14 protein-coding genes and 3 pseudogenes are annotated in these 26,487 nt (G+C 73.3%); 3 read left to right on the top strand and 14 right to left on the bottom strand.

The features are described 5' to 3' along the window. Positions 1-5 precede the first annotated feature (5 nt). Both ACIP60_RS17775 and ACIP60_RS17770 read left to right on the top strand, forming a co-directional pair. A pseudogene (locus ACIP60_RS17775) lies at positions 6-350 on the top strand (gamma-glutamylcyclotransferase family protein); the annotation flags it as partial. 6 nt (positions 351-356) lie between these two features. Next, a complete protein-coding gene (locus tag ACIP60_RS17770) occupies positions 357-1,058 on the top strand; it encodes a M24 family metallopeptidase (protein ID WP_400685394.1) in 702 nt (233 codons plus the stop codon). Between the two features lie 133 nt (positions 1,059-1,191). Here ACIP60_RS17770 and ACIP60_RS17765 read toward each other — a convergent pair whose 3' ends face one another. From ACIP60_RS17765 to ACIP60_RS17745, 5 genes are all read right to left on the bottom strand, one after another. Further along, positions 1,192-2,103, bottom strand: a complete 912-nt coding sequence (locus ACIP60_RS17765; protein WP_400685135.1) for a 2-hydroxyacid dehydrogenase — start codon at positions 2,101-2,103, stop codon at positions 1,192-1,194. Between the two features lie 58 nt (positions 2,104-2,161). Continuing rightward, complete coding sequence (locus ACIP60_RS17760) at positions 2,162-3,238, bottom strand: LacI family DNA-binding transcriptional regulator (RefSeq protein ID WP_400685132.1); 1,077 nt, start codon at positions 3,236-3,238, stop codon at positions 2,162-2,164. A 230-nt stretch (positions 3,239-3,468) separates the two neighbouring features. After that, entirely contained in the window at positions 3,469-4,461 is a 993-nt protein-coding gene (locus ACIP60_RS17755) for an ABC transporter substrate-binding protein (RefSeq protein ID WP_400685129.1), read from the bottom strand. Positions 4,462-4,599: 138 nt separating this feature from the next. Continuing rightward, positions 4,600-5,757, bottom strand: a complete 1,158-nt coding sequence (locus tag ACIP60_RS17750; protein WP_400685126.1) for an ABC transporter permease — start codon at positions 5,755-5,757, stop codon at positions 4,600-4,602. Then, positions 5,754-6,539, bottom strand: a complete 786-nt coding sequence (locus tag ACIP60_RS17745) for an ATP-binding cassette domain-containing protein (RefSeq protein ID WP_111551561.1) — start codon at positions 6,537-6,539, stop codon at positions 5,754-5,756. The genes ACIP60_RS17750 and ACIP60_RS17745 overlap by 4 nt, the downstream gene beginning before the upstream one ends. A 224-nt stretch (positions 6,540-6,763) precedes the next feature. Between ACIP60_RS17745 and ACIP60_RS17740 the strand changes: the two genes are divergently transcribed. After that, positions 6,764-9,886 carry a GH92 family glycosyl hydrolase gene (locus ACIP60_RS17740; protein WP_400685122.1) on the top strand — a complete coding sequence of 1,041 codons (3,123 nt, stop codon included), beginning with the start codon at positions 6,764-6,766 and terminating at the stop codon, positions 9,884-9,886. Positions 9,887-9,998: 112 nt separating this feature from the next. Here the strand turns inward: ACIP60_RS17740 and ACIP60_RS17735 are convergent, their stop codons facing one another. From ACIP60_RS17735 to ACIP60_RS17695, 9 genes and pseudogenes are all read right to left on the bottom strand, one after another. After that, positions 9,999-11,396 carry a glycoside hydrolase family 76 protein gene (locus ACIP60_RS17735; RefSeq protein WP_400685391.1) on the bottom strand — a complete coding sequence of 466 codons (1,398 nt, stop codon included), beginning with the start codon at positions 11,394-11,396 and terminating at the stop codon, positions 9,999-10,001. A 273-nt stretch (positions 11,397-11,669) separates the two neighbouring features. Continuing rightward, entirely contained in the window at positions 11,670-14,024 is a 2,355-nt protein-coding gene (locus ACIP60_RS17730) for an AbfB domain-containing protein (RefSeq protein WP_400685120.1), read from the bottom strand. A gap of 68 nt (positions 14,025-14,092) precedes the next feature. Then, a complete protein-coding gene (locus tag ACIP60_RS17725) occupies positions 14,093-16,972 on the bottom strand; it encodes an RICIN domain-containing protein (protein WP_400685118.1) in 2,880 nt (959 codons plus the stop codon). A 388-nt stretch (positions 16,973-17,360) separates the two neighbouring features. After that, positions 17,361-20,741, bottom strand: a complete 3,381-nt coding sequence (locus ACIP60_RS17720) for a glycoside hydrolase family 3 C-terminal domain-containing protein (protein WP_400685116.1) — start codon at positions 20,739-20,741, stop codon at positions 17,361-17,363. A gap of 358 nt (positions 20,742-21,099) precedes the next feature. Then, positions 21,100-21,828: pseudogene (locus ACIP60_RS17715) on the bottom strand (putative Ig domain-containing protein); the annotation flags it as partial. Positions 21,829-22,029: 201 nt separating this feature from the next. Beyond that, positions 22,030-22,467, bottom strand: a pseudogene (locus ACIP60_RS17710) (serine protease); the annotation flags it as partial. Positions 22,468-22,837: 370 nt separating this feature from the next. Continuing rightward, positions 22,838-24,037, bottom strand: a complete 1,200-nt coding sequence (locus ACIP60_RS17705) for a cytochrome P450 (protein ID WP_400685113.1) — start codon at positions 24,035-24,037, stop codon at positions 22,838-22,840. A gap of 65 nt (positions 24,038-24,102) precedes the next feature. After that, positions 24,103-25,092, bottom strand: a complete 990-nt coding sequence (locus ACIP60_RS17700; RefSeq protein WP_400685111.1) for a pentalenene synthase — start codon at positions 25,090-25,092, stop codon at positions 24,103-24,105. Between the two features lie 36 nt (positions 25,093-25,128). After that, positions 25,129-26,487 (bottom strand): cytochrome P450, encoded by a 1,359-nt coding sequence (locus ACIP60_RS17695; RefSeq protein WP_400685109.1) that lies wholly within the window; start codon positions 26,485-26,487, stop codon positions 25,129-25,131.

Genomic DNA, 26,487 nt, shown 5'->3' with positions numbered 1-26,487 from the left:
GGCAGATGCCACACCGCGATGGGGGTCCCGTGTCCGACCAGCTGCTGTTCTCGTACGGGACGCTCCGCCTCCCGCAGGTCCAACGGGCCCGGTTCGGGCGCGAGTTGGCGGGCCGCCCCGACGCGCTGACCGGTTTCCGGCTGGACACCGTGACGATCACCGACCCGGACGTGATCGCCGACAGCGGCAGCGACCGGCACCCGGTGGCCGTCCGCTCCGACGACCCCGCGGACGCGATCGAGGGCACCGTCTTCACGCTCAGCGCCGCGGAGCTGGCGGCGGCCGATCACTACGAGGTCGAGGACTACCTGCGCATCCGGGCCGACCTGCGCTCCGGCGCCCGGGCCTGGGCCTACGTGGACACCGCCACCGCGGAGGAGTTCCGCGCCCGGCGGCTGCTCGACGCCCAGGCCAAGGCGACCGTCCTGTTCGAGGAGGTGGCCCGGCGCGGCCTGGTCGCCCCCGGCCGGAGCGAACAGGCCGTCAGCGACAGCATCCGCGACCTGGCGAACGAGCTGTTCGGGACGACCAAGCACTGGCACAAGCGCATCGTCCGCTCGGGCCCGCACACCCTGTTCCCCTACCGGGAGAACCCGCCGGACCGGGTCCTCGGGGCCGACGACATCGCCTTCGCCGACTTCGGCCCGATCTTCGAGGAGTTCGAGGCCGACCTCGGCCGCACCTACGTCCTGGGCGACGACCCGGACAAGCTGCGCCTCGCCGCGGACCTGCCCGCGGTGTTCGACGCCGGTCGCCGCTACTTCGCCGAGCACCCGGACGTCACCGGCGCCCGGCTGCACGCCGAGGTCGACCGCCTGGCCCGGGCCGCGGGCTGGACGCTCGGCGGCACCGGCCACGCCGGGCACCTGGTGGGCGAGTTCCCGCACGAGAAGATCGACGCCGCCGAGATCGAGTCCTACATCGCGCCCGGCAACACCACGCCCATGCGCCGCACCGACCGGGCCGGACGGGTCTGCCACTGGATCCTGGAGATCCACCTCGTCGACACCGCGCGGGGCTTCGGCGGCTTCCACGAGCAGCTCCTCGACCTGGGCTGAACCCGCGACGGCCGCTGCGGGTCCGCCCGGGCCGAGTGGGCGCGCGCACCACGTCGTGCACCCCGGATCGGGTGGTCGTCCGAAGGAAGTGCCGCGCAGGCGCGAGGGGCGGCCGGGGGCCGGGTGGTGCGGGTCAGTGTCCGGGGGTGAGCGGTTCGCCGTGCTCGAACCGCAGCACCTGCCGGCGCAGGGCGCGCTTGGCCCGCGGCAGGAAGGCGCTGCTGGGGCCGCCGACGTGCGGGGTGATCAGCACCCCGGGGGCGTGCCAGAGCGGGTGCCCGGCGGGCAGCGGTTCCGGGTCGGTGACGTCGAGCGCCGCCCGCAGGCGCTGCGCGGAGAGTTCCGCGAGCAGCGCCCCGGTGTCGACGACGGGGCCCCGGGCGACGTTGACGAGCAGCGCGCCGTCCTTCATCCGGGCCAGGAACCCGGCGTCGACCAGGTGGCGGCTCTCCGGGGTCAGCGGCGTCAGCAGCACGACGACGTCCGCGGCCGGGAGCAGCTCGGCCAGCTCCGCCACGCCGTGCACCCCTTCTTCGGGGCGGGGGCGGCGGGCGACCCGGACCACCTCGCACTCGAAGGGCTCCAGCCGCGCGGCGAGCGCCCGGCCGATCGAGCCGTAGCCGAGGATGAGCACCGTCCGGTCGGCGAGGGACGGGTGGAACTCCTGCTGCCAGCGCTCCCGGTCCTGGAGGCGGGTGAAGTGCGGGACGCCGCGCAGCGAGGCGAGGATCAGCGTCACCGCCAGCTCGGCGGTGCTGGCGTCGTGCAGCCCGGGCGCGTTGCACGCGACGGCCCCGGCTGGCACGTGCGGCAGGACGTCGTCCATCCCGGCGGTGAGCGTCTGGACCACCTTGAGCGACGGCAGCCGCCCGATCACCGGCAGCGCGACGGCGTGCCGCATGTACGGCAGGCAGAAGAACTCCACCTCGCGCAGCGCCTCGTCCGGCGGCACCGGCCCGTCCCCGTCCCACACCAGGGCGTCGAGTCCGGCGGGCAGACCGCCGATCACATCGGGTGCGTACGGAAGGAGGTAACGAGCGCTCATGCCCCGACCTTAACCACCGCACCCCCCGCCCCACCCCCCGGGCCGGAGCCCGGGCCGCTCAGGGTGCCGCGGCCGGGCTGTCGGTGCGGTGGTCGGTCCGGTGGGCGGGGCGTTCGCCCGAGCGGCGTTCGACGAAGCGGGTGAGGAGGACGACCTGGCGCGGGGCGGAGCGGTCGCCGGTGATCCGGGCGAACAGGAGGTTGGCCGCGGTGCTGCCGACCGCGACCGGGTCCTGGCTGACGACGGTCAGGGGCGGGTTGAGGCGTTTGGCGAGCGGCAGGTCGTCGAAGCCGACGATGGCCATCGGCGCGGGGACGTCGGCGGTCTCCGGGCCGTCCGGGCCGTCCGGGCCGTCGGCGCGGTCCAGGACGCCGAGCGTGATCAGGTCGTTGCTGCTGAACAGGGCGGACGGCGGTTCGGGCAGGGCGCGCAGGGCGGCGAGGGCGAGCCGGGTGTCCAGGTGGGAGCGCAGGCCGTGCCGCACCAGGGCGGGGTCGGGGGCCAGGCCGCGGGCGCGGAGCGCGTCCAGGTAGCCCGCGTGGCGTTCGCGCTGGGTCCAGATGTCGTAGCGGTCGCCGAGGTAGGCGATCCTGGTGTGGCCGTGGTCCAGCAGGTGGGTGACGGCCCGTCGGGCGCCGTCGCGGTTGTCGACCGTGACGGTGTCCACGTCGAGGTCCTTGGCGGGGCGGTCGACGCAGACCACCTGGGTGCCCGCCTCCATGGCGGGTTTCAGGAAGCCGTGGCTGCCGATGGTCGGGACGATGATCAGACCGTCCACCTGCCGGGCGGTGAAGGCGGCGATCACCTCGCGCTCCCGGCGCGGTTCGTCGTTGGTGCTGCCGACCAGGACGACGCAGCCGCGCCGGTGCGCCTCGTCCTCGATCGAACGGGCCATCAGGGCGTAGAAGGGGTTGGCGAGGTCGTCGACGACCAGCCCGATCGTGGACGTGCCGAGTCGCTTCTGCCGCAGGTTGCGGGCGTTGTCGTTGCGCTGGTAGCCGAGTCGGCGCACCGCCTGTTCGACCTTGGCGGCGGTGTCGGGCGAGACGCCCGGGGTGTTGGAGACCACCCGGGAGACCGTCATCAGACTGACCCCCGCGGCTTCGGCCACGTCCTTCATCGTCGGGCGCTTCAACAGGGCTCCTCCTCGGCGCACTCCCCCGGGGCCCGCCGTCGAGCCCCTGCCGCGGCCCCGCGGCGTCCGGTGCGTGCGCGCGCGGCGTACCGGGGCATCGGACGACGGGGTCCCGGGCGCCCGCGGGTCGGCGCGGGCGTCGGAGAGTGCATCCTACGACGCCCGCCGGCCCGTCCCCGGCCGGCCGCCGGGCGGCTCCCACCGGGGCCGGGAGCCGCCCCGGCCCGGGGTCAGCAGGCTTCCCGGTAGACGTACTTGCCGACCTCGGGGTCGTCCAGGTTGGCCTTGGTGATGGCCACCATGGTGGTGCCGATCTGCGCGGTGACCGGCTGCCCGGCGACGGCGGCGAGCGCCTGGTCGACGCCCTGGGTGCCGATGCCGGCCGGGTCCTGGGCGACCAGGACGTCCAGGGTGCCGCTCTTCAGGGCGGCGACCTCGTCGGGCTCGGCGTCGAACGCGGCGACCTTGACCGCGCCCTGGCGCCCCGCGGCCTGGAGGCCGGTGGCGACGCCCTGCGCGGTGTTGGTGTTGCCGGCGAAGACACCGCCGAGGTCGGGGTGGGCGGCCAGGGTGGCCTGGAGCTGGGAGGCCGCGGTCGCGGGCAGGTCGTTGTCGTAGAGGACGGGCAGCAGGGTGATCGCCGGGTGGTTCGCCTTCATCTCCTCGGTGAAGCCCTTGATCCGGGCGTCGGTGGTGGAGACCCCGGGCTTGACGCTGATCACCAGGGCGGAGCCCCGGTCCCCCATCAGCTCGGCCAGCGCCTTGGCGGCCGTCCGCCCGCCGGCCTCGTTGTCGGAGGAGATCCGGGAGACGCCGACGGAGGCGTCGCTGACCGCGGTGTCCACCAGGACGACCTTGGTGCCGGCGCTCTGCACCTGGGTCAGCGACGGGGTGAGGGCCGCGGTGTCCACCGGCGAGATCAGCAGCCCGTCGGGGCGGTTGGCGCCGACCGCGTCGACGATGGGCCGCTGCACCGCGACGTCCCACTGCGCCGAGCCGTCGACGGTGAGCTTCACGCCCCGCTTCTCGGCCTCCGCCTGGGCGGCGCAGGCCATCGTGATGTAGAACGGGTCGCTCTTGACGCCGGTGACAAGCTTCAGCGTGACGCTCTTGGCGCCGCCGCCACCGTCGCTGCCGCAGCCGGCGGTGGCGGTGCCGGCGGCGACCAGGGCGAGGACGGCGCAGCAGCGGACGAGGGTGCGCGATCTGCTGGTTCCGGGCATGGCGGGTCTCCTCCTGCGGGGGGAACTGCGGGTGGGTGGGAGCAGAGGTGCGGGAGCGGGAGCGGACGGGCGGCGGGAGCCGGCGTACGGGAGCGGGGCCCGGACGTGCTGCGGCGCCCGGGCGGACCGGCCGGGTGGTCAGCCGCGCTCGCGGCCGCGCCGGCGGAACTGGTCGAGGTAGACCGCCGCGACCAGGACCACGCCGATCGCGACGTCCTGCCAGTACTGCTGGACGTCCATGATGATCAGCCCGGTGGTGAGCACGGCCGGGATGAAGACGCCGATCACCGTGCCGAGCACGCTGCCGCGCCCGCCGAACAGGCTGGCGCCGCCGAGCACGACCGCGGTGATGACCTTCAGGTTGTCGGTGGAGTGCCCGGCGATCGAGGTGGTGCCGAAGTAGGCCAGCCACATCGTGCTGCCGAGTCCGGCGAGCAGCCCGGTCAGGGCGTAGACCCGCACCAGGTGGCGGTCCACGTCGATGCCAGAGCGGCGGGCGGCCTCCGGGTTGGAGCCGATCGCGTAGGTGTGCCGGCCGAACCGGGTGCGGGCCAGGACCAGGCCGAACACCACGGTGGTGGCGAAGGCGATGACGACCAGCCAGGGGACCTGGCCGAGGAGCTTGCCGAAGCCGACGCCGCGCTGGAGCTTCCCGGAGACCGCCCCGGCCGGGTCCTGGCCGCCGGTGACGATCTGGGCGATGCCCAGGGCGGCGCCGAAGCCGCCGAGCGTGACGATCAGCGGCGGCACCTTCGCCTTGGCCACCAGCCAGCCCTGCAGCGCGCCCCAGAGCAGCCCGGTGACGAGCGCGATCAGGGTGGACACCGCGACGGCACCCCAGCCGGCCGCCGCCCCGCCGTGGTGGATGGTGTACTCGGCCGACAGCACGGCGGAGAGCACCAGGACCGAGCCGACCGACAGGTCGATCCCGGCGACGATGACCACGTACGTCATGCCGACGCCCAGCACCAGGTAGATCGCGGCGTTGGTGGCGATCTGGGTCAGGTCGTAGCGGGTCAGGAAGGTGTCGGGCCGGGCGGCGGTGAAGAACGCCACCAGCAGCAGCAGGACGCCGAAGGTCCACGCCTCGTTCGCCGCGGCGAGCCGGCGCGCCCACCCGGGGACGGCGAGCGGGGAACGCCGCACCGCGCCACCGCCGACCGCCTTGCCGCCCTCGCCGCCTTCGCCACCCTCGACCGCGACCCCCTCGCCGACACCGGCCGCCCCACCGCCCTCGACCGCCTCGCCGACACCGGCCGTCTCGCCGCCGGCCGCTCCGGGCATCCGCGTGCTCACGCCGTACCGTCCTTCCTGGTGGAGGTGGGCACCGGGTCCAGCGCCCCGGTCATCGCGCCGACCAGTTCCTCGACCGAGGTGGCGGCGGCGTCGAAGACCGCCACCCGCCGTCCCAGGCGCAGGACTTCGACCCGGTCGGCGACCGAGAGCACCTCCGGCATGTTGTGGCTGATCAGGACGACCGAGATGCCGCGGTCGCGGACCCGCCGGACGGTCTCCAGCACCCGGCCGCGCTGGACCACGCCGAGGGCCGCGGTGGGCTCGTCCATGAAGATGACGCGGCTGGCGAAGGCGACCGCGCGGGCGACCGCCACCGACTGCCGCTGGCCGCCGGAGAGCGCGGCCACCGGGACGGACACGTCCCGCAGGTCGACGCCGAGTTCGGCGAAGGCGGCGACGGCGGCGCGGCGCATCGCGGTGTTGTCCAGCACGCCGAGCCGGCCCAGCAGGCCGGGGCGGTGCAGTTCGCGGCCCAGGTGCAGGTTGGCCGCGGCGTCCAGGTCGGGGGCGAGGGCCAGGTCCTGGTAGACCGTCTCCACGCCGTGGCGCCTGGCGTCGAGCGGGCCGGCGAACCGGACCGGTGTGCCGTCCACCAGGATCTCGCCGCCGTCGGGGGCGGCGGAGCCGGAGAGCGTCTTGACCAGGGTGCTCTTCCCGGCGCCGTTGTCGCCGATCAGGGCGACCACCTCGCCGGGGTGGACGGTGAAGTCGGCGCCCTGGAGGGCGTGCACCTGGCCGTAGCGCTTGCTCACCTGCCTGGCTTCCAGGAGGGGTTGTGTCATCGGGCCGGCCTCCGTGCCGCAATTGGTAACGTTCACGCAAGAGTTGGGAGTCTGATGGCGTGGCGGCGGACTGTCAATAGCTTCGTCACACCTCGATGTCCCGCGCAAAGTCCCCGGAAAAAACCGAAGTTGACGTTGTGTCATGACCTTGACTGGCGTTCGACATCGTCGGAACAATGCCACTCGCTCGGTAACGTTCACATCGCTACCGGAAGGTGCTCACGGTGCCCCTGCCCGCTCTCAAGTCCCGGGCCGCCGTCGCGGCCGGCGCGCTCCTGCTCGCCGCCTTCGGCCCCGGCCTCCTCGCCACCGCCCCCGTCGCGCACGCCGCGACGGCGGCGGCCAACCTCACCCCGTACGTCGACCCGTTCATCGGGACCGACGACAGCAACGCGCCGAACCCCGTCGGGGGCGGCGCCGGCGGCTCCACCTACCCGGGCGCCGTGGTGCCCTTCGGCGGAGTCCAGTTCAGCCCCGACACGCCGACGGCCTCGCCGTCCGGCTACCGCAACTCGGACACCTCGATCGAGGACTTCAGCCTCACCCACTTCGACGGGGCCGGCTGCCCGAACAACGAGGACCTCCCGCTGCTGCCGGTCACCGGCGCGCTGGGCGCCTCGCCCGGCAGCAGCTGGACCGGCTACGCCTCGGGCTACACCAAGTCCAACGAGGCCGCCTCCCCCGGCTACTACAAGAACCGGCTCGACAAGTACGCCACCGACGTCGAGCTGTCCGCCACCACCCGCACCGGCATGGGCCGGCTCACCTACCCCGCCACCAACGCCGCCCAGCTGCTGGTCAACACCGGCCGCAGCGCCACCGGCAACCGCAGCGGCTCGGTGAAGGTCAGCGGTTCGGAGGTGACCGGCAGCGTCACCGCCGGCGGCTTCTGCGGCTCCTCGAAGACCTACCAGATCTACTTCGACATCCGCTTCGACCGGGCCCCGACCGGCTTCGGCACCTGGTCCGGCTCCACCGTCAGCGCCGGTTCGGCGAGCGCGTCCGGCACCAACACCGGCGCCTACCTCACCTTCGACACCAGCAGCTCGCGGACGGTGCAGTTCAAGGTGGCGCTGAGCTACGTCAGCACCGCCAACGCCCAGGCCAACCTGACCGCCGAGAACAACGGCTGGGACTTCGCCGCCGTGCGCTCCGGCGCCGACGCCGCGTGGAACCAGATCCTCAACCGGGCCCAGGTCAGCGGCGGTTCGGCCACCGACCTGAAGAAGTTCTACACCGCCCTGTACCACGTCTTCCAGAGCCCGAACGTCGCCAGCGACGTCAACGGCGACTACCGCGGCTTCGACGGCGCGGTGCACAACTCCGCCCGCCCGGTCTACCAGAACTACTCCGGCTGGGACATCTACCGCTCCTGGGCGGCGCTGATCGCACTGATCGCGCCGAACGAGGCCGCCGACATCGCCAACTCGATGGTCCTGGACGGCCAGCAGGGCGGCCTGCTGCCCAAGTGGTCGCAGCAGACCAACGAGGACTTCGTGATGACCGGCGACCCCGGCCCGATCATCGTCGCCAGCATGTACGCCTTCGGGGCCCGCGGCTTCGACACCGCCGCCGCACTGGCGCTGATGAAGAAGTCCTCGGCCGGCGGCACCGCGCAGGGCTCGCCGATCCGCGGCAACCAGGGCACCTACACCAACCTGCACTACATCCCCGGCGCGCCGTCCGACTCGCTGGAGTACTCGGCCTCCGACTTCGCCGTCGCCCAGTTCGCCAAGGCGCTCGGCAGCACCGCGGACTACACCGACTTCATGACCCGGGCCCAGTGGTGGCGCAACACCTACGGCCCCGAGTCCGGCTACGTGCAGCCGCGCAACTCCGACGGCAGCTGGAAGTGGCCGCTGGACCCGGCCGCCCAGGCCGACTTCACCGAGGGCAACGCCGCCCAGTACACCTGGATGGTCCCCTACGACTTCGCCGACCTGATCAACGACATGGGCGGCCGGCAGACCGCCGTCCAGCGGCTCGACCACCACTTCACCCAGGTCAACGCCGGGCAGAGCCTGCCGTACTACTACATCGGCAACGAGCCCGAGCACGGCGTCCCGTGGGCCTACAACTACGCCCGCTACCCGGCCGGGGCCTCGGCGGCCGTCCGCAAGGTGATGACCGAGTCCTTCACCACCGGCGCGGGCGGACTGCCCGGCAACGACGACCTCGGGGCGACCTCGGCCTGGTACGTCTGGGCGGCCCTCGGCCTGTACCCGTCGACGCCCGGCGCCGACACCCTGGCCGTGCACGGCCCGTCCTTCCCGTCCGTGCTGATCCAGCGCCCGGGCGGCAACATCACCGTCAACGCGTCCGGCACCGGCTCCTACGTGCAGGGCCTGAAGGTCAACGGGACGGCCACCAGCCACAACTACCTGCGCTACCCGGACCTCGCGGCCGGCGGCACCCTCGACTTCACCATGGGGTCGGCGCCCAGCACGAGCTGGGGCACCGGCGCAGGCGACGTGCCGCCCTCCTTCCAGGACGGCGCGAGCCCGGTGCCCGCCGCCCCGGAGCTGGGCACCAACCTGGCGCGCGGGAAGGCGACCAGCTCCTCGGCCGCGTGCGCCACCGCCGAGGGCGCGGACAAGGCCGTCGACGGCAGCCTGCAGAACAACAGCAAGTGGTGCTCGAAGGCGGCCGGCGCGAGCCTCCAGGTCGACCTGGGCTCGGCGCAGCCGGTCGGTTCGGTGGTGCTCGAGCACGCCGGGCTCGGCGGTGAGAACACCGCCTGGAACACCGGCGCCTTCCAGGTGCAGACCAGCACCGACGGCACCACCTGGACCAGCGCCGCCACCGTCACGGGCTCGCGCTCCAGCCGCACCTACAGCCCGTTCGCGGTCCGCTCGGCCCGGTACGTGCGGGTGGTGGTCTCGACCCCGACCAACACCGGCGGCGACACCGCCGCCCGGCTCTACGAACTGGAGGTCTACGCCGCCGGGCCGGGCGCCGGGTCCGGTCCGGTCACCTCGGGCCTGAACACCGCGAAGTGCGTGGACGACTCCAACTCCGGCACCGCCAACGGCAACAAGGTCGTGCTGTGGGACTGCAACGGCAGCGGCGCCCAGCAGTGGACGTCCACCGGCGGCACCCTCCAGGCGCTCGGCAAGTGCCTGGACGTCACCTCCTCGGGCACCGCCGCCGGCACCCCGGTCCAGCTCTGGGACTGCAACGGCAGCGGCGCGCAGCAGTGGCAGGCCGTCAACGGCACGCTGGTGAACCCCAACTCCGGCCGTTGCCTGGACATCCCGTCCTCCAACACCGCCAACGGCGTGCAGCTCCAGATCTGGGACTGCAACGGGACCGCCGCCCAGAAGTGGAACCCGCCGGCCTCCGCGTAGCGAGCGGGGCCGTCCGCCCGGTGCCGCCCGCCCCCGACCGGGGCGGGCGGCACCGCCGTGCCCGGCGGGCGGTACGTCGGGGCGACGGGCGGGCGGCACGTCGGGGCAGGTCTCAGCCGGCCGCGTTGAGCAGGTCGAGGGCGCTCTGCTGGCAGCCGTAGTCGGTGCTGCCGGGGCCGCCGGCCCAGTGCGGGCCGTACTGGTCGAGCGGGTTGCGGTCCTTGGTGGAGGCGGAGTTCGCCCAGGCGGTGAGGGTCGGCGCGTAGGGGTGGTCGGACAGCTGGGTGTTGAGCCGGCCCAGGCCGCGGACGTAGGCGCCCTTGAAGGAGGGGCCGTCGCCGGTGCAGCCGTCGCCCTCGCCGGGTTCGCGCAGCACTCCCCCGCTGGTCAGCCGGGTGGTGGAGGCGTCGGCGAGGGTGCGCGCGGTGGTGAGCAGGCTCGCGTCGCCGGTGGCCCGGTAGAGCTCGGTCAGGCCGCCGAGGACCACGCCCTGGTTGTACGTCCAGGTGGGCTGGCCGTTGTTGGCGCAGGCGTCGTTCAGGCCGTCGTTGACGAGGTGGTCGGCGTTGACCATGCCGCTGCCCCGGAACCAGGTCCACTCGTCGCGGGCCCGCTGGAGGTAGGCGGTGTCGCCGGGGATGCGGTTGTGCAGGGCGGCGGTGAGCTGGAGGTACAGCTCGTTGGTGATGGCGTTCTTGTAGGTGCTGCCGGTGTTCCAGCGCACGCCGCCGCCGCAGGAGCCGGTCCAGTTGGCGCTCATGTGGTCGGCGTCGGCGCGGGCGGTGGCCAGGTAGCGGCCGTCGCCGGTCTGGTCGTAGGCGGCCACCCAGGCCAGGCCCCACCAGCCGGTGTCGTCCAGGTACTCGTTGGTGAAGTTGCCGCCCTGCGCGTTGATGTTCTTGTCGTAGGTCTCGGCGATGGCGTAGGTGTAGCTGCCCATGCCGGTGAGCCGGGCGTTGTCGATGATCGCGGTGAGCGCGTTGGCGCCGGTCCACCAGCCGTTGCCGCCGAAGAGCTTGGTGGTGCGGTCGAAGGAGGCCATCAGGGCGGTGGCGGCGGCGGTGCGCCGGTCCCAGGCGTTCCAGGTGGTGCGCGCCCAGGGGGTGCAGGCCAGGGCCGTGCCGACCTGTCCGCAGGCCCGCAGCGCGCCGACGCCGCGGGTGTTCCAGTCGTCCACGTTGTACATCAGGGTGCGCCAGCCGCTGCCGCCCGCCGGGACCTTGGTGTCGCCGAGCTTGCTGCCGCCGGTCCAGGTCCGGCCGCCGTCCATGGAGCGGTCCAGCCACACCTCGTCGCCGGCCGCGCCGCCGGCGATCGAGGCCCAGCCCATGGCGTCGCTGTCGTCGAAGTGCAGGACGAGCGTGCGGCCCGAGAGCGCCGCGGAGACCGGCTGCCGGTCCTGCGGGCTGAGGGCGGGGTCGCGGGTGTCGCAGTACTTGTTGCAGATCGCGGCGGTGACGGCCGCGGCGGGGGTGGCCGCGCTGACGGCGGGCAGCGCCGCGGCCAGCACGGCGGTGGAGAGCAGGGCGGCGCGCAGGGGGCGGGACACGGTCACGGGGGTCTCCTGGTGCTGCTGGGGGACGGGGGAACGGGCGGGGGAACGCGGCGACGGCCGGGCCGGGGTCGGCCCGGCCGCAGCCGGTCGGTGCCGTGCGGAAGCGGTCGGTGCTGCGGGAGTCGGTCGGTGCTGCCGGGTCGGTGCTGCCGGGTCGGTGCTGCCGGGTCGGTGCTGCCGGGTCGGTGCTGCCGGGTCGGTGCTGCCGGGTCGGTGCTGCCGGGTCGGTCAGGGCGCCCAGGGGGCGTCGACGGACCAGGTGGTGTCGGCGACGAACGAGGGGGTGTTGCCGTCCCACGGGTTGCCGCCGCCGTAGGTGGCGATCCACACCTGGGAGTCGAAGTGGCGCAGGTAGCGGTCGGGGTAGTTGTAGGCGGTGAGGCGGACGCCGCCGGTGCCGGGCCGGGCGCAGAAGGTGGCGTCGGCGCGGAAGAGGGCGTCGCTGCCGGCCTCGCGGTAGACCCGGCTGTCGCGGTGGCGCAGGTACTGGCCGGGGTAGTTGCGCGACTCGAAGGAGTAGCAGGCGGGGTCGGCCAGGCCGGTGACGACCTTCCAGGTGGCGTCGGCCTTGAGCAGCGCGCTGCTGGCGGCGTCGACGTGCTCGGTGTTGGCGAGGCCGTCGTAGTGGCGCAGGTAGCGGTCGGTGCAGCAGGCGGTGGTGGCGCGCAGCGACTTGTACTGGCCGGTGGGCAGGGTGGGGTTGGCGGGGGTGGTGCGGGAGGCCGCGATCAGGGCGAGGTTGGCGGCCCGGACCCGGGCGGCGTCCACCTTGACCACCTGGCGGTCGTAGCTGAGCAGGCCGTTGGCCTCGTTCTCGACGTCGGTGATCTCGGTGTAGACGGAGGCGGAGAGCCCGGCGGGCATCTGGCCGGTGCGCAGGCTGTCGAGCAGGTTGACGAGGCGGTCGTTGAGGGCGGCCGCGCTGGGCTGGTCCTCGTAGCTGAAGCCGCCGCCGGGGTACCACTCGTGGCCGGCCACCCGCAGGCCGAGACCGCCGTACTCGCCGAGGACGGCGGCCCGGGTGGCGGTGGGGGTGGTGGCGCCGGGGCCGACGTAGACGTGGTTGTCGACCACGTCGCCGTTGCCGCCGTCGACGGCGCCGCAGCAGTTGACGCCGCTCATGTTGTCGACCAGCCGGGAGGGGTCGTACGCCTTGACGTCGGCGGCGATCCGGGCCTGGTCGTACTGGCCCCAGCCCTCGTTCTCGTCGACCCACTGGATCAGCGCGGGCGAGCTGCGGTGCTGGTCGATGATCCGGTGGTACTCGGCCTCCCACTGGGTGCGGGCGGCGGCGTCGGGGGTGCGGGTGTCCATCGCGGGCATGTCCTGCCAGACCAGCAGGCCGAGCCGGTCGGCCCAGTAGAACCAGCGCTGCGGCTCGACCTTGATGTGCTTGCGGACCAGGTTGAAGCCGAGGTCCTTGTGCGCCTGGAGGTCGGACTTCAGGGCGTCGTCGGTGGGGGCGGTGTAGATGCCGTCGGGCCAGTAGCCCTGGTCGAGGGTGCCGGTCTGGAAGACGAACTTCCCGTTCAGGACCGGGCGTTGGACGCCGTTGACGGTGGCGACGGCGATCGAGCGGATGCCGGTGTAGCTGCCGACGGAGTCGACGGTGGTGGTGCCGGACAGCAGGTCGGCGCGGACGTCGTAGAGGAACGGGTCCTCGGGGGTCCACAGGTGGGCGCCGGGGACGGGCACGGTGATCGGCGCGCCGGCCTGGCCGGTGGCGGTGCCGACCACGGTGCCGCCGGTGGAGACGGTGACCCGCACGCTCTGGCCGGTGGCGCCGTCGGCGAGGGCGGTGGCCCGGACGGTGCCGGCGGCGGGGTCGGGCACCAGGTCGAGGCGGCTGAGGTGGGCGGCGGCCACGGGCTCCAGCCAGACGGTCTGCCAGATCCCGGACGCGGCGGTGTAGAAGATGCCGCCGCCGGAGTGCGGCAGGACGCCGTTGGTGTTGCGCTGCTTGCCGACCGCGCCGCCGCCGGTCTGGGTCGGGTCCCAGACCGAGACCACGACGGTGTTGGTGCCGCCGTTGAGGTAGGGGGTGATGTCGTAGCCGAAGGCGTCGTAGCCGCCGCTGTGCACGGCGCCGACCTGGGTGCCGTTGACCCGGACGGTGGTCTGCCAGTCGGAGGCGCCGAAGTTGAGCAGGACGCGGCGGCCGGACCAACCTGCCGGGACGGTGAAGGTGCGCTTGTACCAGAGCCGGTCGTTCTGGGTGATCTGCCGCTGGATGCCGGAGAGCGCGGACTCGGCGACGAACGGCACGCGGATCTGCTCGCCGAAGGTCGCGGGCTGGCCGGCGCCGGCCGGGGTGACGGCGAAGTCCCAGATGCCGTTGAGGTTGAGCCAGTCGGGGCGGGTGAGCTGCGGGCGCGGGTACTCCGGCAGCGGGTGGTCGACGGAGACCTGGCCGGTCCACGGGGTGGTCATCGGCGGCGACTTGGGCGTCCAGGCGGCGGCCCGGGCCGGGGCCTGCCCGGCCGCCAGCAGGAGGGCGGCGGCGGTCACGAGGACGGCGAGCAGGGCGGCCGTCCGGCTGCGGAGCGCGGCTGCGGCTGCTGCGGCGGGGGGCGGTCGGTGCATCGGTGCTCCTCCAACGAAGGGGTGGGGAAGGGCGGTGCGGGGTTGCGGTGGTGCGGAGTGCGGCGGGGTCAGCGCAGCTGCCAGAGGTGGTCGGCGGTGCCGCTGTCGGCGAACTGCACCACCCGGGCGCTGTCGGCGGTCGACATGCCGTCCACGCCCAGCACCTTGCCCGAGTTGCGGTTGCGCAGCCGGAACCAGCCGTCACCGTTGTCGACCAGGCGCCACAGGTGGTCGGCGGTGCCGTTGTCGGCGAACTGCACCACCCGGGCGCTGTCCGCCGTCGACATGCCGTCCACGCCCAGCACCTTGCCCGAGTTGACGTTGCGGATGCGGAACCAGCCGTCGGCGTCGGCGAGGAAGGTCCACAGGTGGTCGGCGGTGCCGCTGTCGGCGAACTGCACCACCTGCGCGCTGTCCGCGGTCGACATGCCGTCCACGCCCAGCACCTTGCCCGAGTTGCGGTTCTGGACCCGCACCTGGCCGTCGGGCTGGAGCTGCCACAGGTGGTCGGCGGTGCCGCTGTCGGCGAACTGCACCACCTGCGCGCTGTCGGCGGTCGACATGCCGTCCACGCCCAGCACCTTGCCGGAGTTGCGGTTGCGCAGCCGGAACCAGCCGTCACCGTTGTCGACCAGCTGCCACAGGTGGTCGGCGGTGCCGTTGTCCGCGAACTGCACCACCCGGGCGCTGTCGGCCGTCGACATGCCGTCCACGCCCAGCACCTTGCCGGAGTTGACGTTGCGGATCCGCAGCCAGCCGTCGCCGTTGTCGACCAGCTGCCACAGGTGGTCGGCCGTCCCGCTGTCCGCGAACTGCACCACCCGCGCGCTGTCCGCCGTCGACATGCCGTCCACGCCCAGCACCTTGCCCGAGTTGCGGTTGCGCAGCCGGAACGAGGCGCCGCCGGTGGTCCAGGGCGTGCCGTTCGGGGAGGTGGTGGGGAAGGCGGAGATCCGCAGCCGGGCCGCGCCCATCGGGATGAGGGTGACGGTCTCGACGGGCGCGGTGCTGCGGGCGGGGCTGTTCTGCAGCGGGGTGACCACGTGCTGGCCGTCGGCCTGCCACTCGGGGATGCGGCGGGCGGGCACGGTGATCCGCACCGGGGTGCCGGCCTGGGTGAAGGGGTTGGCTGGCAGCGCTCCCCCGGCGGCGGTGAAGGCGGGGCTCCCGGCGTCCAGTGCGAGGCCGTAGTTCCAGGGCGTGGTGGCGTGCACGGCGTACTCGGGGAAGGCGGCGGTGCCGGCGTACTGCTGGTAGTTCTCGCCGATCCGCAGCGAGTACGTCAGCGGGCCGTGGTCGACCGAGACGCTGCCGCGGTTGGCGGCCCAGGTGCGGACGGTGGTGCGCTGCGGCAGGCGCAGCACGACGGTGTCGCCGTCGCGCCAGGTCCGGCGGACGACGGTGTACGCCGGTCCGGCGGGGGCGCTGACGGCGGCGCCGTTGACGGTGAGGGCGGGCGCGGCGCACCAGCCGGGGACGCGCAGGTAGAGCGGGAAGTCCAGCGGCTCGGGGGCGCTCAGGCGCAGGGTGACGGTCTCGGCGAACGGGTAGTCGGTGGTCTCGGTGAAGGTGACCGCCGTGCCGTCGGCGACCTTGGCGGTGACCGAGCAGGCGGCGTACATGGCGGCGGCGAGTCCGTTGTCGGGGGTGGCGAGCCAGAGTTCCTCCAGGAAGTAGGGCCAGCCCATGCCGTAGTTGTGCGGGCAGCAGCGGTACTGGTCGACGCCGGGCTGGTACGCCTGCATGGCGAAGCCGTTCTGGAACTGGCCCTGGCTCTTGGGGGTGTTGTCGAGGTCGACGCTGTTGGCGCTGGTGATGTAGTGCACGGCCCGGCCGGCCGGGTCGAGCGCGGCGGGCAGCGAGTTGAAGGCGAGGTCCTCGCAGCGGTCGGCCCAGAGCGGGTCGCCGGTGATCCGGTTCAGCAGCTGGTGGCTGGCCATGAACTCGACGACGCCGCAGGTCTCGAAGCCCTGGCGCGGGTCGCCGAAGCCGGGCCGGGCGTTCTCGTCGCCGGCGAAGCCGCCGCCGGGGAACTGGCCGTACCGCGCCATCACGGTGTCGTAGGTGCGGTACGCGGACCCGGTCAGGGTGGCGGACGGGGAGCGCAGCGCGTACTGGGCGGGTTCGCGGAAGCCCTGCGCGATGTTGACGTTGTGCAGGCTGGGCAGGTTGTCGGTCCAGTTCGCGCCGTAGGTGTGGATCTTGTCGGCCAGGGACAGCAGGAAGGCGTCGCCGGTGCGGTTGTAGAGCCAGAAGACGCTGTCCAGCGCGTCGCCCCAGCGCACCGAGACCCAGCTGCTGTTGAACGCGCCGGGGCCCTGGGCGTTCATGTAGCGGAAGAAGGCGCTGAGCAGCGGGATGATCCGGGTGTCGCCGCTGTACTCCTGCCAGCTGCGCAGCGCCCAGGTGAGCGGCAGGAACGGCCAGAAGTCCGGTCCGCCGTTGAGCGAGGTGCGCAGGGCGGTCGGCCCGAAGAAGCCGTCGGACTGCCGGGTGGCGACGATGGCGTCGATCCAGCGGCGGGCGGTGGCGAGGGCGGTGGCGTCGCGGGTGGCGACGGCCAGGTCGACGTAGCCGCGCAGCCAGTACGGGACTTCCTCCCAGCCGACCCGGTCGGGGTGGGTCCAGCCACTAGTGTTCAGGTCGAGGAAGTGCGAGAGCTGGTCGTAGCGGCCGCACAGGCCGGCGAGTTGGAGCCGGAGCTGGCCGTCGAGCCAGCCGGCCGCGGTGATGCTGCCGGGCGGCAGGCGCAGGAACGCGACGGGGGCCAGCGGCGCCGCGTTGGGGAAGTAGAGGCCGCCCGGGGCGGGGGCGACCGTCGCGGCGGCGGCCGTCGCGGCGGGGGCGGGCCGGGCGGGGGTGGCGAGTGCGTCGGCCGGTGCGGGCAACGAGAGGCCGGCGCCGACGGCGGCGGCGCTGCCGACGAACTGCCTGCGGTTCATGGGCATGACATTCTCCTTCCGAGGAGAATTCCAACGTTAGAAACCTGGGGGCAACGGCATGACAGCATGCGGCGGGAGCGGTGTCCAGTGCTCCGGCAGGGATCGTCGCGGATCAATTCCCATGATCAGCGGCGGCAGCGGGCGGCTCACCGGAAAGGCCGGAGGGCCGCCGACGGGCACCGACGCACCCTTGCCGACGACCCTCAGGATCTGTATAACGTTGTAAAACCCGGTGGCGACCGGGTGCCACGACCCGCCCGCACCCGTGGGCGGGAGACCGGCTCCCCCGCCGCCGGGGCACCGGACCGGTCAGCGCCTCCCCGAGCGGCGTCGGGAAGGCGCTGGCCACCTCCGGTCCGCGGGGGGAGGCAGCCCCCGCGGCGTCAGGACCGGCTCAGCCGTAGGCGTTGAACTCGGCGATCGACCACCAGGAGGTGGACACCCCGGTCTGCACCACCTTCACGTACCGGGCGTTCTGCGCCGGGAAGTCCACCGTCACCAGCGCCCCCGTCCCGCTGCCCGACGCCACCGCCGAACCCCAGGACACGCCGTCCGAGGACAGGAACACCTGGTAGCCGCGCGCGTAGTCGTTCGCACTACCGCCCGAGTCCATCGTGATCCGCGCCAGCGACCGCACCGCACCGGTGTCCACCGTCACCGACTGCCCCGCCGCCATCGGCGCGCCCGACGACCAGCGCGAACCAGCCACCCCGTCCAGCATGTTCGCCGGAACGTCGCCCCCGCCCGTCGAGGACGCCGACGCCGACCACCCCGTCCGCGGCAGCACGCTCGTCCCGCCGCCGCCGGAACTCCCGCCGCTGGTGTAGGCGTTGAACTCGGCGATCGACCACCAGGAGGTGGACGCCCCGGTCTGCACCACCTTCACGTACCGGGCGTTCTGCGCCGGGAAGTCCACCGTCACCAACGCCCCCGTGCCACTGCCCGACGCCACCGCCGAACCCCACGACACCCCGTCCGAGGACAGGAACACCTGGTAGCCGCGCGCGTAGTCGTTCGCGCTACCGCCCGAGTCCATCGTGATCCGCGCCAGCGACCGCACCGCACCGGTGTCCAGCGTCACCGACTGCCCCGCCGCCATCGGCGCGCCCGACGACCAACGCGAACCAGCCACCCCGTCCAGCATGTTCGCCGGAACGTCGCCCCCACCCGTCGAGGACGCCGACGCCGACCACCCCGTCCGCGGCAGCAGGGTCAGACCGCCGCCGGTGCCGCCGCCGGTGACGGTGGTCTGACCGGTGAGGCGCAGGTCGCGGGAGGAGGAGCCGACGGAGACGGTGTGGGTGCCGGGGGCGGTCGTCCAGGAGCCCGCCCAGTACTGGAAGCTGCGGGCGTCCAGGGTCAGCGCGACGTGCTCGGTCCGGCCGGGGTCGAGGGTGACCTTCCGGAAGCCGCGCAGGCTCTTCGGCGGCTCGCCGCTGGCGGCGGGCTGGCCGACGTAGACCTGGGCGACCTCGGAGCCGGCCCGGGTGCCGGTGTTGGTGACGTCGAAGCCGACGGCCACGTCGCCCGCGGCGTCCGGCGCGGAGACGGTGAGGCCGGAGTAGCCGAAGGTGGTGTAGGAGAGGCCGTACCCGAAGGGGTAGAGCGGCTCCTTGTTCTTCGCGTCGTACCAGCGGTAGCCGACGTTCACGCCCTCCGAGTACTGCACGCTGCCGTTCTGGCCGGGCCACTGCGCGGTGCTCGCGGCGGGCACGTCGGCGAGCGACTTAGGGAAGGTCACCGGCAGCTTGCCGGAGAAGTTGACGTCCCCGTAGAGCAGCGCGGCGATCGCCGAGCCCGCCTCCTGCCCCGGGTACCAGTTGGCCACGATGCCCTGCACCGCGCCGGCCCAGGGCATGGTGACCGCGGAGCCGCTGTTGACGACCACGACGGTGTGCGGGTTGACGGCGGCCACGTCCGCGACGAGCTGGTTCTGCGCGGCCGACAGGTCGATGTCGCGCAGGTCGGAGCCCTCGGACTGGAAGTCGCTGACGAAGACGAGCGCGAGCTCGGAGTTCCGGGCCGCCGTCACGGCCTGGTCGTGGGCGCTCTGGCCGGGCACCGACCAGCCGAGCGTGGCGTTGCTGCCGCCGCCGGCCTGGTAGTAGTCGACCTCGACGCTCACCGGCTGACCGGCCGTCAGGGTGATGCTGCCGGTGCGGGTGGTCGGGCCCTGGTTGTACCAGTTGTTGATGACCTGCTGCCCGTTGACGAGCAGTCGGCTGCCGTCGTCGCTGTTCAGCGAGAACTGGTAGCTGCCGCTGGCGGGCGGGGTCAGCGTGCCGGTCCACTTCACCGACCAGTTGGTGGCGTTGACCCCGGCGGCGGGCGACTGCCCGCCCCAGACCGTGTCGACGCCCGCGTCGACCCGGCTGGCCACCACCGGCCCGGAGAGGTCGGTGCTGTTGTGGTACTCACCGTACAGGCCGCTGCCGCTGCCGGAGGACGGCTTGAGCGCGGTGGCCGGGACCGGCGGCAGCGAGCCGTCGGCGGACGGCCCGCCCTGGGCGAACGTCACCGTGGTCCCGGCCCCGGCCCGGGCCTTGATGCCCTGGTAGGGCGTCACCACGTGCGGGGCGTTGACGGCGGCGCTGCCGCCGCCCTGGGTCATCACCCCGGCCCCGGCGTCCTCGCCGATCACCGCGATCGACTTCACCGACGGCGCCACCGGCAGCACCGAGGCGCTGTTCTTCAGCAGGACGCTGCCCTCCTGCGCGACCCGCTGCGCGACGGCGGCGTTCGCGGCGGTGGTGACGACCGCGTCCCGGTTGCCGTTCTGCGCCCGGTCGAAGAGCCCGCGGCGGAACATCGACACCAGCACCCGGCGGACGTGGTCGTCGACGGTCGCCTGCGACACCTGGCCCGCGCCGACGGCGTTGGTCAGCGCGCTGCCGTAGTAGTCGCTGCCGGGCATCTCCACGTCCAGGCCGTTGTTGGCCGAGGCCACGGTGGAGTGGGTGGCGCCCCAGTCCGCGGTGACGAACCCCTTGAAGCCTAGGTCGCCCTTGAGCACGCCGTTCAGCAGCGGCCCGTTCTCGCAGGCGAAGGCGCCGTTGACGGCCGAGTACGAGCACATCGCGGAGTCGACGCCCTGCCGGACGGCGGCCTCGAACGCGGGCAGGTAGATCTCCCGCTCAGCGCGGTCGGAGACCACCGCGTTGTCGGCGAGCGAGTTGCGGTTGGTCTCCTGGTTGTAGACCGCGAAGTGCTTCACCTGCGCCATCGGGCCCTGGCTCTGGATGCCCGCGATGTCGGCGGCGCCGATCTGCCCGGCCAGGTACGGGTCCTCGCCGAACGACTCGAAGGCCCGGCCCCAGCGCGGGTCGCGGACGATGTTGACCGTCGGGGCGAGCACCACGTTCGTGCCCTTGCCCCACTGCTCGGCGCCGAGCACCTGGCCGTACGCGCGCATCAGGTCCGGGTCCCAGCTGGCCGCCCCGGCCACCGGGGCCGCCAGCTGCGTCACCCCGGTCAGGCCGTCACCGGCGCCCACCGGTCCGTCCTGGAAGTGCAGCGCGGGGATGCCGAGTCGGGTGTTGGCCGGGATGCAGCCCGCGTAGCCGCAGGACGGCCCGCCGTGCAGCATGGTCAGCTTCTCGGTCTGGGTCATCGCGGCGAGCAGTTCGTCGGCGCGCTGGTCCGGGGTCTGGGACGCGTTGGTCCACGGCTGGTCGGCGGCCCGCGCCGCCGGACTGCCGAAGGCGGCGAGGGCCCCGGCCACCAGCAGGGCGGCGAGGGGCCCGGCGAGGGCTGGTCGGTGATCGGAACGGCGCACGACGGCTCCAGTCGGCGGTGGGGGACGCGAGCCGGCGGCTCGCGGGGTGGGGTGGGCCACGGCGGCAAGAAGAGAGAGCGCTCTCCCGGATTCTCCTGACCCCCACCTGAACCTGTCAAGGGATCACACCTGTTCCTGCGCGCCACATCCGGGGCTTCGCGCACCCACGTCCCGGGCGGAGGAGCCGCGATCGAAACCGCTTTGAACGCCATCCCCCCTCCATCTCCGGAGAGCGCTCTCCAAGGTTTCCCGACCCGAACGGCGTCGGCCCCCGAGACCGCGATCGGGTCTCGGGGGCCGGTGTGAGGGGGCGCGCAACCCGGCGGCGTCCTGCTTCCTCCGCCGGGGGCTACCGGGTTCAGCCGGTCTGGATCGCGGTGTCGTCGATCACGAAGCTGGTCTGCAGCGAGGAGTCCTCGACCGCGTTGAACTTCACCGTGACGCTCTGACCGGCGTAGGCCGACAGGTCGGCGGTCTTCTGCGCGTAGCCGGTGGCCTTGTTGAGGTTCGAGTACGAGGCCACCGTGGTGCCGTTCACCGTGACGGTCAGCTTGTCGTACGCGCTGGAGGTGGTGGTCTCCGCGGTGTCGACGTGCAGCCAGTAGCTCAGGGTCGCCTTGCAACCGGCCGGGATGGTGACGGTCTGCGAGAGGCTGTCGGTGTGGGCGGAGCCGTAGCCGTCCAGCCAGGCCTTCCAGGAACCGCCGTGGGCGGCCTGCGAGGTGGAGTTGTTGACCACGCCGGAGCTGGCGGTCCAGGGGCTGGCGGTGCCGGTCTCGAAGCCGGGGTTGCCGAGCAGCTGGGCCGGGGTGCAGGAGCCCTGGGTGGCGGTGACCGTCCAGGAGAAGGTGGTGGAGGCGGTCTTGTTGGCCGCGTCCTTGACGGTGACGGTCACCGAGGAGCCGCCTGCGGCGGTGGGCGTCCCGCTGATCAGGCCGGTGGAGGCGTTGATCGACAGGCCGGCCGGCAGGCCGGTGGCCGAGTAGGTCAGCGGCGCGGTGCCGCCGCCGGCCGTGATCTGGAGGCCGACCGCGCCGCCGACCGCGGTGGACTGGTTGCCCGGGTTGGTCACCGACACGGCGGCGCCGGCCGGCTTGGTCAGCAGGCAGCCGCTGACGTTCAGGTCGATGACCCGGCCGGTGCCCAGGCAGGTGGTGAACCAGTAGGTCTCCTCACCGTAGCTCTGGCCCTTGGTGACGGTCGTGGTGCCGTCCGCGGCCACCTCGCACGGGTTGTTCAGGGTGCACGTCGCGCCGTCGTCGTTGCCGGTGTTGTTGATGCCGACGATCTTCCGGCTGGCGGCGTCGACGATCGGCGAACCGGACGTGCCGTGCGTGGTGTTGCACCCGGCGCTGTAGCGCAGCGAGTCGTGCCAGGTCCACTGGTCCTCGCGCAGGGTCGGGACGAACCCGTTGATCGAGCAGTTCCACACCTGCTTCCAGTACGAGGAGGGTATGTACATCGAGGACCCGTCGACCGGGTGGGTGTCGCTGATCGTCAGCGCCGTCGCCCCGTACTTGGAGGTGATCGAGGCGAAGGTGTCGGTGAGCTGGTAGAGCGCGACGTCGGTGCCGGTCATCGTCGCGTACAGCACCTTGTCCGCCTGGACGGTGCCGAGCGAGGTGCCGGCGGAGTTGAGCAGCGTGCCGCTGCGGCTGGCGCTCGCATTCTGGATGACCTGACCCGCCGTCGGCATGGTCGGCAGGCAGTGGCCGTTGGTCAGCATCAGCGCCCGGTCGGTCTCCACCGAGCTGGGGTAACGGACCAGCGAGGCGGAGCAGTTGCTCAGCGCGATGGTGGAGGTCAGATCGCCCGCCTGAACGGCCTGCGCGGGAGCGGCACCGAAGGTCAGGGCGCCCGCGACGACCGTGCCCGCGCCCAGCGCGGCGGCGAATCTCTTGAACATGGCTCTCCTTGTGGGGGATTGCAGACGTGCGACCGGTCGGCGCACGCCCGCGCCGCACGAAAATGCCATGCCCGCTTCAACTTGGTCAACCATGCCGCCGGAACCCGCGGCCGAAATCGCCCCCGGCCGCTCCGGCCGGTCACCCGGCCCGCGCGGTCACCCGGTCCGTACGGTCATCCGGCCCGTACGGTCACCAGGCGACCGGGAGTTGCTCGACGCCGTAGACCGTCGAGCCCCGGCGGAACCGGAGGGCCGTTTCGGGGACGGCGAGCCGGAGGGCGGGGAAACGGCGTAGCAGGGCCGGCAGGGCGATCCTCAGCTCCAGCCGGGCCAGTTGCTGGCCCAGGCACTGGTGGACGCCGAAGCCGAAGGAGAGTTGGGCGACCGGGCGGCGGTGGACGTCGAGTTCGTCGGGGCGTTCGGGGACGAGGGCGGGGTCGCGGTTCGCGGTCAGCGGGGAGAGCAGCACGTGCTCGCCGGCGGCGATCCGCTGGCCGTTGACCTCGACGTCGGTCACGGCGGTGCGCAGCAGCGGGGCGGGGATGGCGAGGTGGCGCAGGAGTTCCTCGACGGCCGGGCCGGTGGTCGCGGGGTCGTCGCGGAGGGCGGCGAGCTGGTCCGGGTGGCGGAGCAGGGCCAGCACGCTCAGGGCGAGCATGGTCGCCGTGGTCTCGTGTCCGCCGACCAGGAGGGTGGTGCCGAATCCGACGAGTTCGTCGTCGGTGAGTTCGGCGCCGTGCTGCCGCACCACCGCGCCCAGCACGCCGTGGCCCGGGGCGGCCCGGTGGCGGGCGACGGTGTCGGCCATGGCTGCGTTCAGTTCGGCCGACGCGGCCACCAGCCGGTCGGCTCCGGCCGTCCCGTCCATGATCACCTGTGCGCAGCGCTGGAACACCGACCGCGTCCCGTACGGGACGTCGAGCAGTTCGCAGATCACCAGGGAGGGGACGGGCAGGGCGAACGCCTCGACCAGGTCGACGACGGGGCCGTGTTCGGCCATGGCGTCGAGGTGGGCGGCGACCGTCTCCCGGATCGCCGGCCGCAGCCGTTCGACCTGGCGGACGGTGAAGCTGCCGGTGAGCATGCGGCGCAGGCGGGCGTGTTCCGGTCCGCTGTAGGCGGGCAGGAAGCCGGGGTGGTTGAACAGGGTGCGCGGCAGTTCCGGGTCGATGCCGTCGCCCGTCACCAGGCGTTCGTCGGCGAAGGCGGCCCGGACGTCCTCGTACCGGGTGAGGACGGCGGCCTCGATCTCCCCGCGCACCGGGTGGACGACGCGCAGGCGCGGCAGGCCGCTCTCCCCGCGCAGGCGCAGCAGGTCGGGTGACGGGTCGAAGGGGCGGCGGCGGTCCCGTTCGGAGGCCACGAAGGATGCCGGGCGCTGGTCGGACACGGTGCGTGCTCCTCGGTTGGGTCGGCCCCGGGAGGGCCGTCTCGTCGGGCTGGCGGGTGCCCGCGCTACCCGTGGTAGCGGGTGGAGGCGTGGTGCCAGTCGTGGGCGCCGCGGACGGTGGTCTGCAGCGCCTCGGTGCAGTAGCGGCGCAGCAGTTCGCGTTCGGCCGGGTCGAGGTGGCCGGTCGCCGCCGGGTCGAGCAGGGCGCGCTGGGCGGCGGTGAAGAGGTCCAGCGCCTCGGCGCGGCGGCGGCGGGTGCGCGCCAGGGCTTCCGGCCGGGAGAGGCCGTGTTCGCGTTCCAGGCAGAGCACGAGGTTGTTCGGCTCCCCCAGGGCCGCGTCCTTGTCCAGCGAGACGAGGTCGTTGTCGCAGATGACGAACGTCTTGGCCATCTCGCGCATGACCGACAGGTGCGGCAGCGTGTACAGGTGGTCCGGCAGGACGCACGAGGAGAGCCGCTCGGCGAGGTCGATGACCGGTGCCACGCCGATGGTGTGGCGCCGCACCCGCAGGTAGGTGCTCAGCGGCATCGGGACGCCGTCCCGGCGGCTGCGCGCCTCGTGGACGTGGTGGTCCAGGTAGGAGGACCAGTGGGCGGCCGACCTCCGGCGCCAGTCCTCGGGCATGCCCCGGCAGCTGCGCCGCCGCATGTCGGCGAAGGCGGCGGCCAGCGGGAGCGGGGACGCCTCGCCGGTGACGCCCTCCTTGACGAGTCCGACCAGGTGCCGGACCCGGTCGGGCGACCGGCCCCACCGCTCGTCGAGGGCGTCGTCGAACAGGAAGTACCAGCTCTGCTGGTCGACGCCCAGGTCCAGTTCGGCTCCGGTCGCGTTCGGGTAGAACATGGCCGCGATCAGCGGGAACTGGCCCTTGAGGTGGTGGGACTCCTCCGCTTCCGAGGCGAGGAACCCGAAGGACTTCGGCCAGCCGAGGTGGCGGTCGTGGGCGGCGCGCAGGTCGGGGCTGGTCCGGCCGGGGAAGGGGAGGGCGAGGGGCGCCGGGGCCGGGTGCCGGGGGGCGTCGGCGGGCGCGGTCGTCTCTGCCGTCGGTGTCATGGTGGGGCGCGCCTCCGTGGGCGTGGGGGGGTGGGTTCAGCGGGTCGGCCAGGGCGAGACGCGCATGGGCAGCGCGTCGGGCCGGATCAGCGCCTGGACCACCGGCCGGACCCGGTGCCCCTGGACCGGGTGCGGGCGCCAGCGGGTGACGATCGAGCGGAGGACGACCAGCATCTCGGTCATCGCGAAGTGGTCCCCGATGCACTTCCGGTTGCCCAGGGCGAACGGCACGTAGACGCCCGGCGGGAGGTCCTTCTCGGGGCGGTCGAGCCACCGGTCCGGGTCGAACCGCAGGGGGTCGGGGAAGTGCGCGGGGTCCCGGTGCATCGTCACCGCGCTGTAGATCAGCTCGGCGCCCGCGGGGAGTTCGACGCCGCGGACCCGCACCGGTTCCAGGGCCCGCCGCATGAGGATCCAGCTGGGCTGGTGCAGCCGGAGCACCTCCCGGAGGAAGCGGTCGGTGAAGGGGAGCGCGGCGGCGCCGGGGAGGGCGTCGGCGGGCAGCGCGTCGCACTCCGCCTTGATCCGATCGGTGATCTCCGGGCGCCGTCCGAGTTCGTGGAGCGCCCAGGCCAGCGTGGTCGAGGTGGTCTCGGCGCCGGCCATCAGCAGGGACAGCAGTTCGTCGCGGGCCTCCGTGTCGGTCATCCCGTCCGGGTTGCCGGGGGTCGGGGCGAACATGGCCGACAGCAGGTCGCCGTGGTCGGCGGGGTCCTGCCGGGCCTGCCGGACGGCGGTGTCGGCGAGTTCGCGCAGCGCGGCGGCCGCGGCCAGGTACCTGCGGTGCCCGAGCGCGGGCGAGGTCGCGATCCGCGCGGGCAGGACGGTGCCCACGAAGACCCCGCGCATCACCGTGGTCAGGTGTTCGGCCACCCGCTCCCCGAGCGCGGCCACCGCGGCGGCGCCGTCCGGGCGTCCGGTGCTGAACAGGGTGGCGACCAGCATGGCCGTCATCATCCGGCGCAGCACCAGGTCCATGGCGATCACCTCGCCCGGCCGCCAGGCCGCCACCTGCTCCTCCGCGATGCCCGCCATCGTGCCGACGCACGCGGCGATGCCGTCGCGGCGGAAGGCGGGTTGGAGCGCCCGCCGTTGGCGCCGGTGGAGGTCCCGGTCGGAGGTGATGATGCCGTTGCCGATGAAGGGGCGCGCGACGTCGAACAGCAGCCCTTTGCCGAACTTCCGGCCCTGCGTCACCATGACCTCGTGGACCGCCTCGGGCGAGTTCAGGACGAACACCGGCCGGTTGCCGAGGAAGATCCTGACGATGTCGCCCTGGCCCCTGACCGACTGCAGGAACTCCACCCGCCGGACGGCCAGGTGCGGCAGGTGCCCGAGGAGCGGCAGCCGGCCCGACGCGACGGGCGCCACCGCCGGAGGAGCAACGGAACGCAC

The sequence above is a fragment of the Kitasatospora sp. NPDC088783 genome (genome assembly GCF_044750705.1).
Taxonomy (GTDB): Bacteria; Actinomycetota; Actinomycetes; order Streptomycetales; family Streptomycetaceae; genus Kitasatospora; species Kitasatospora fiedleri.
Note: the sequence above shows the minus strand (reverse complement) of the source record. Positions and strands in the feature narration are given on the sequence as shown.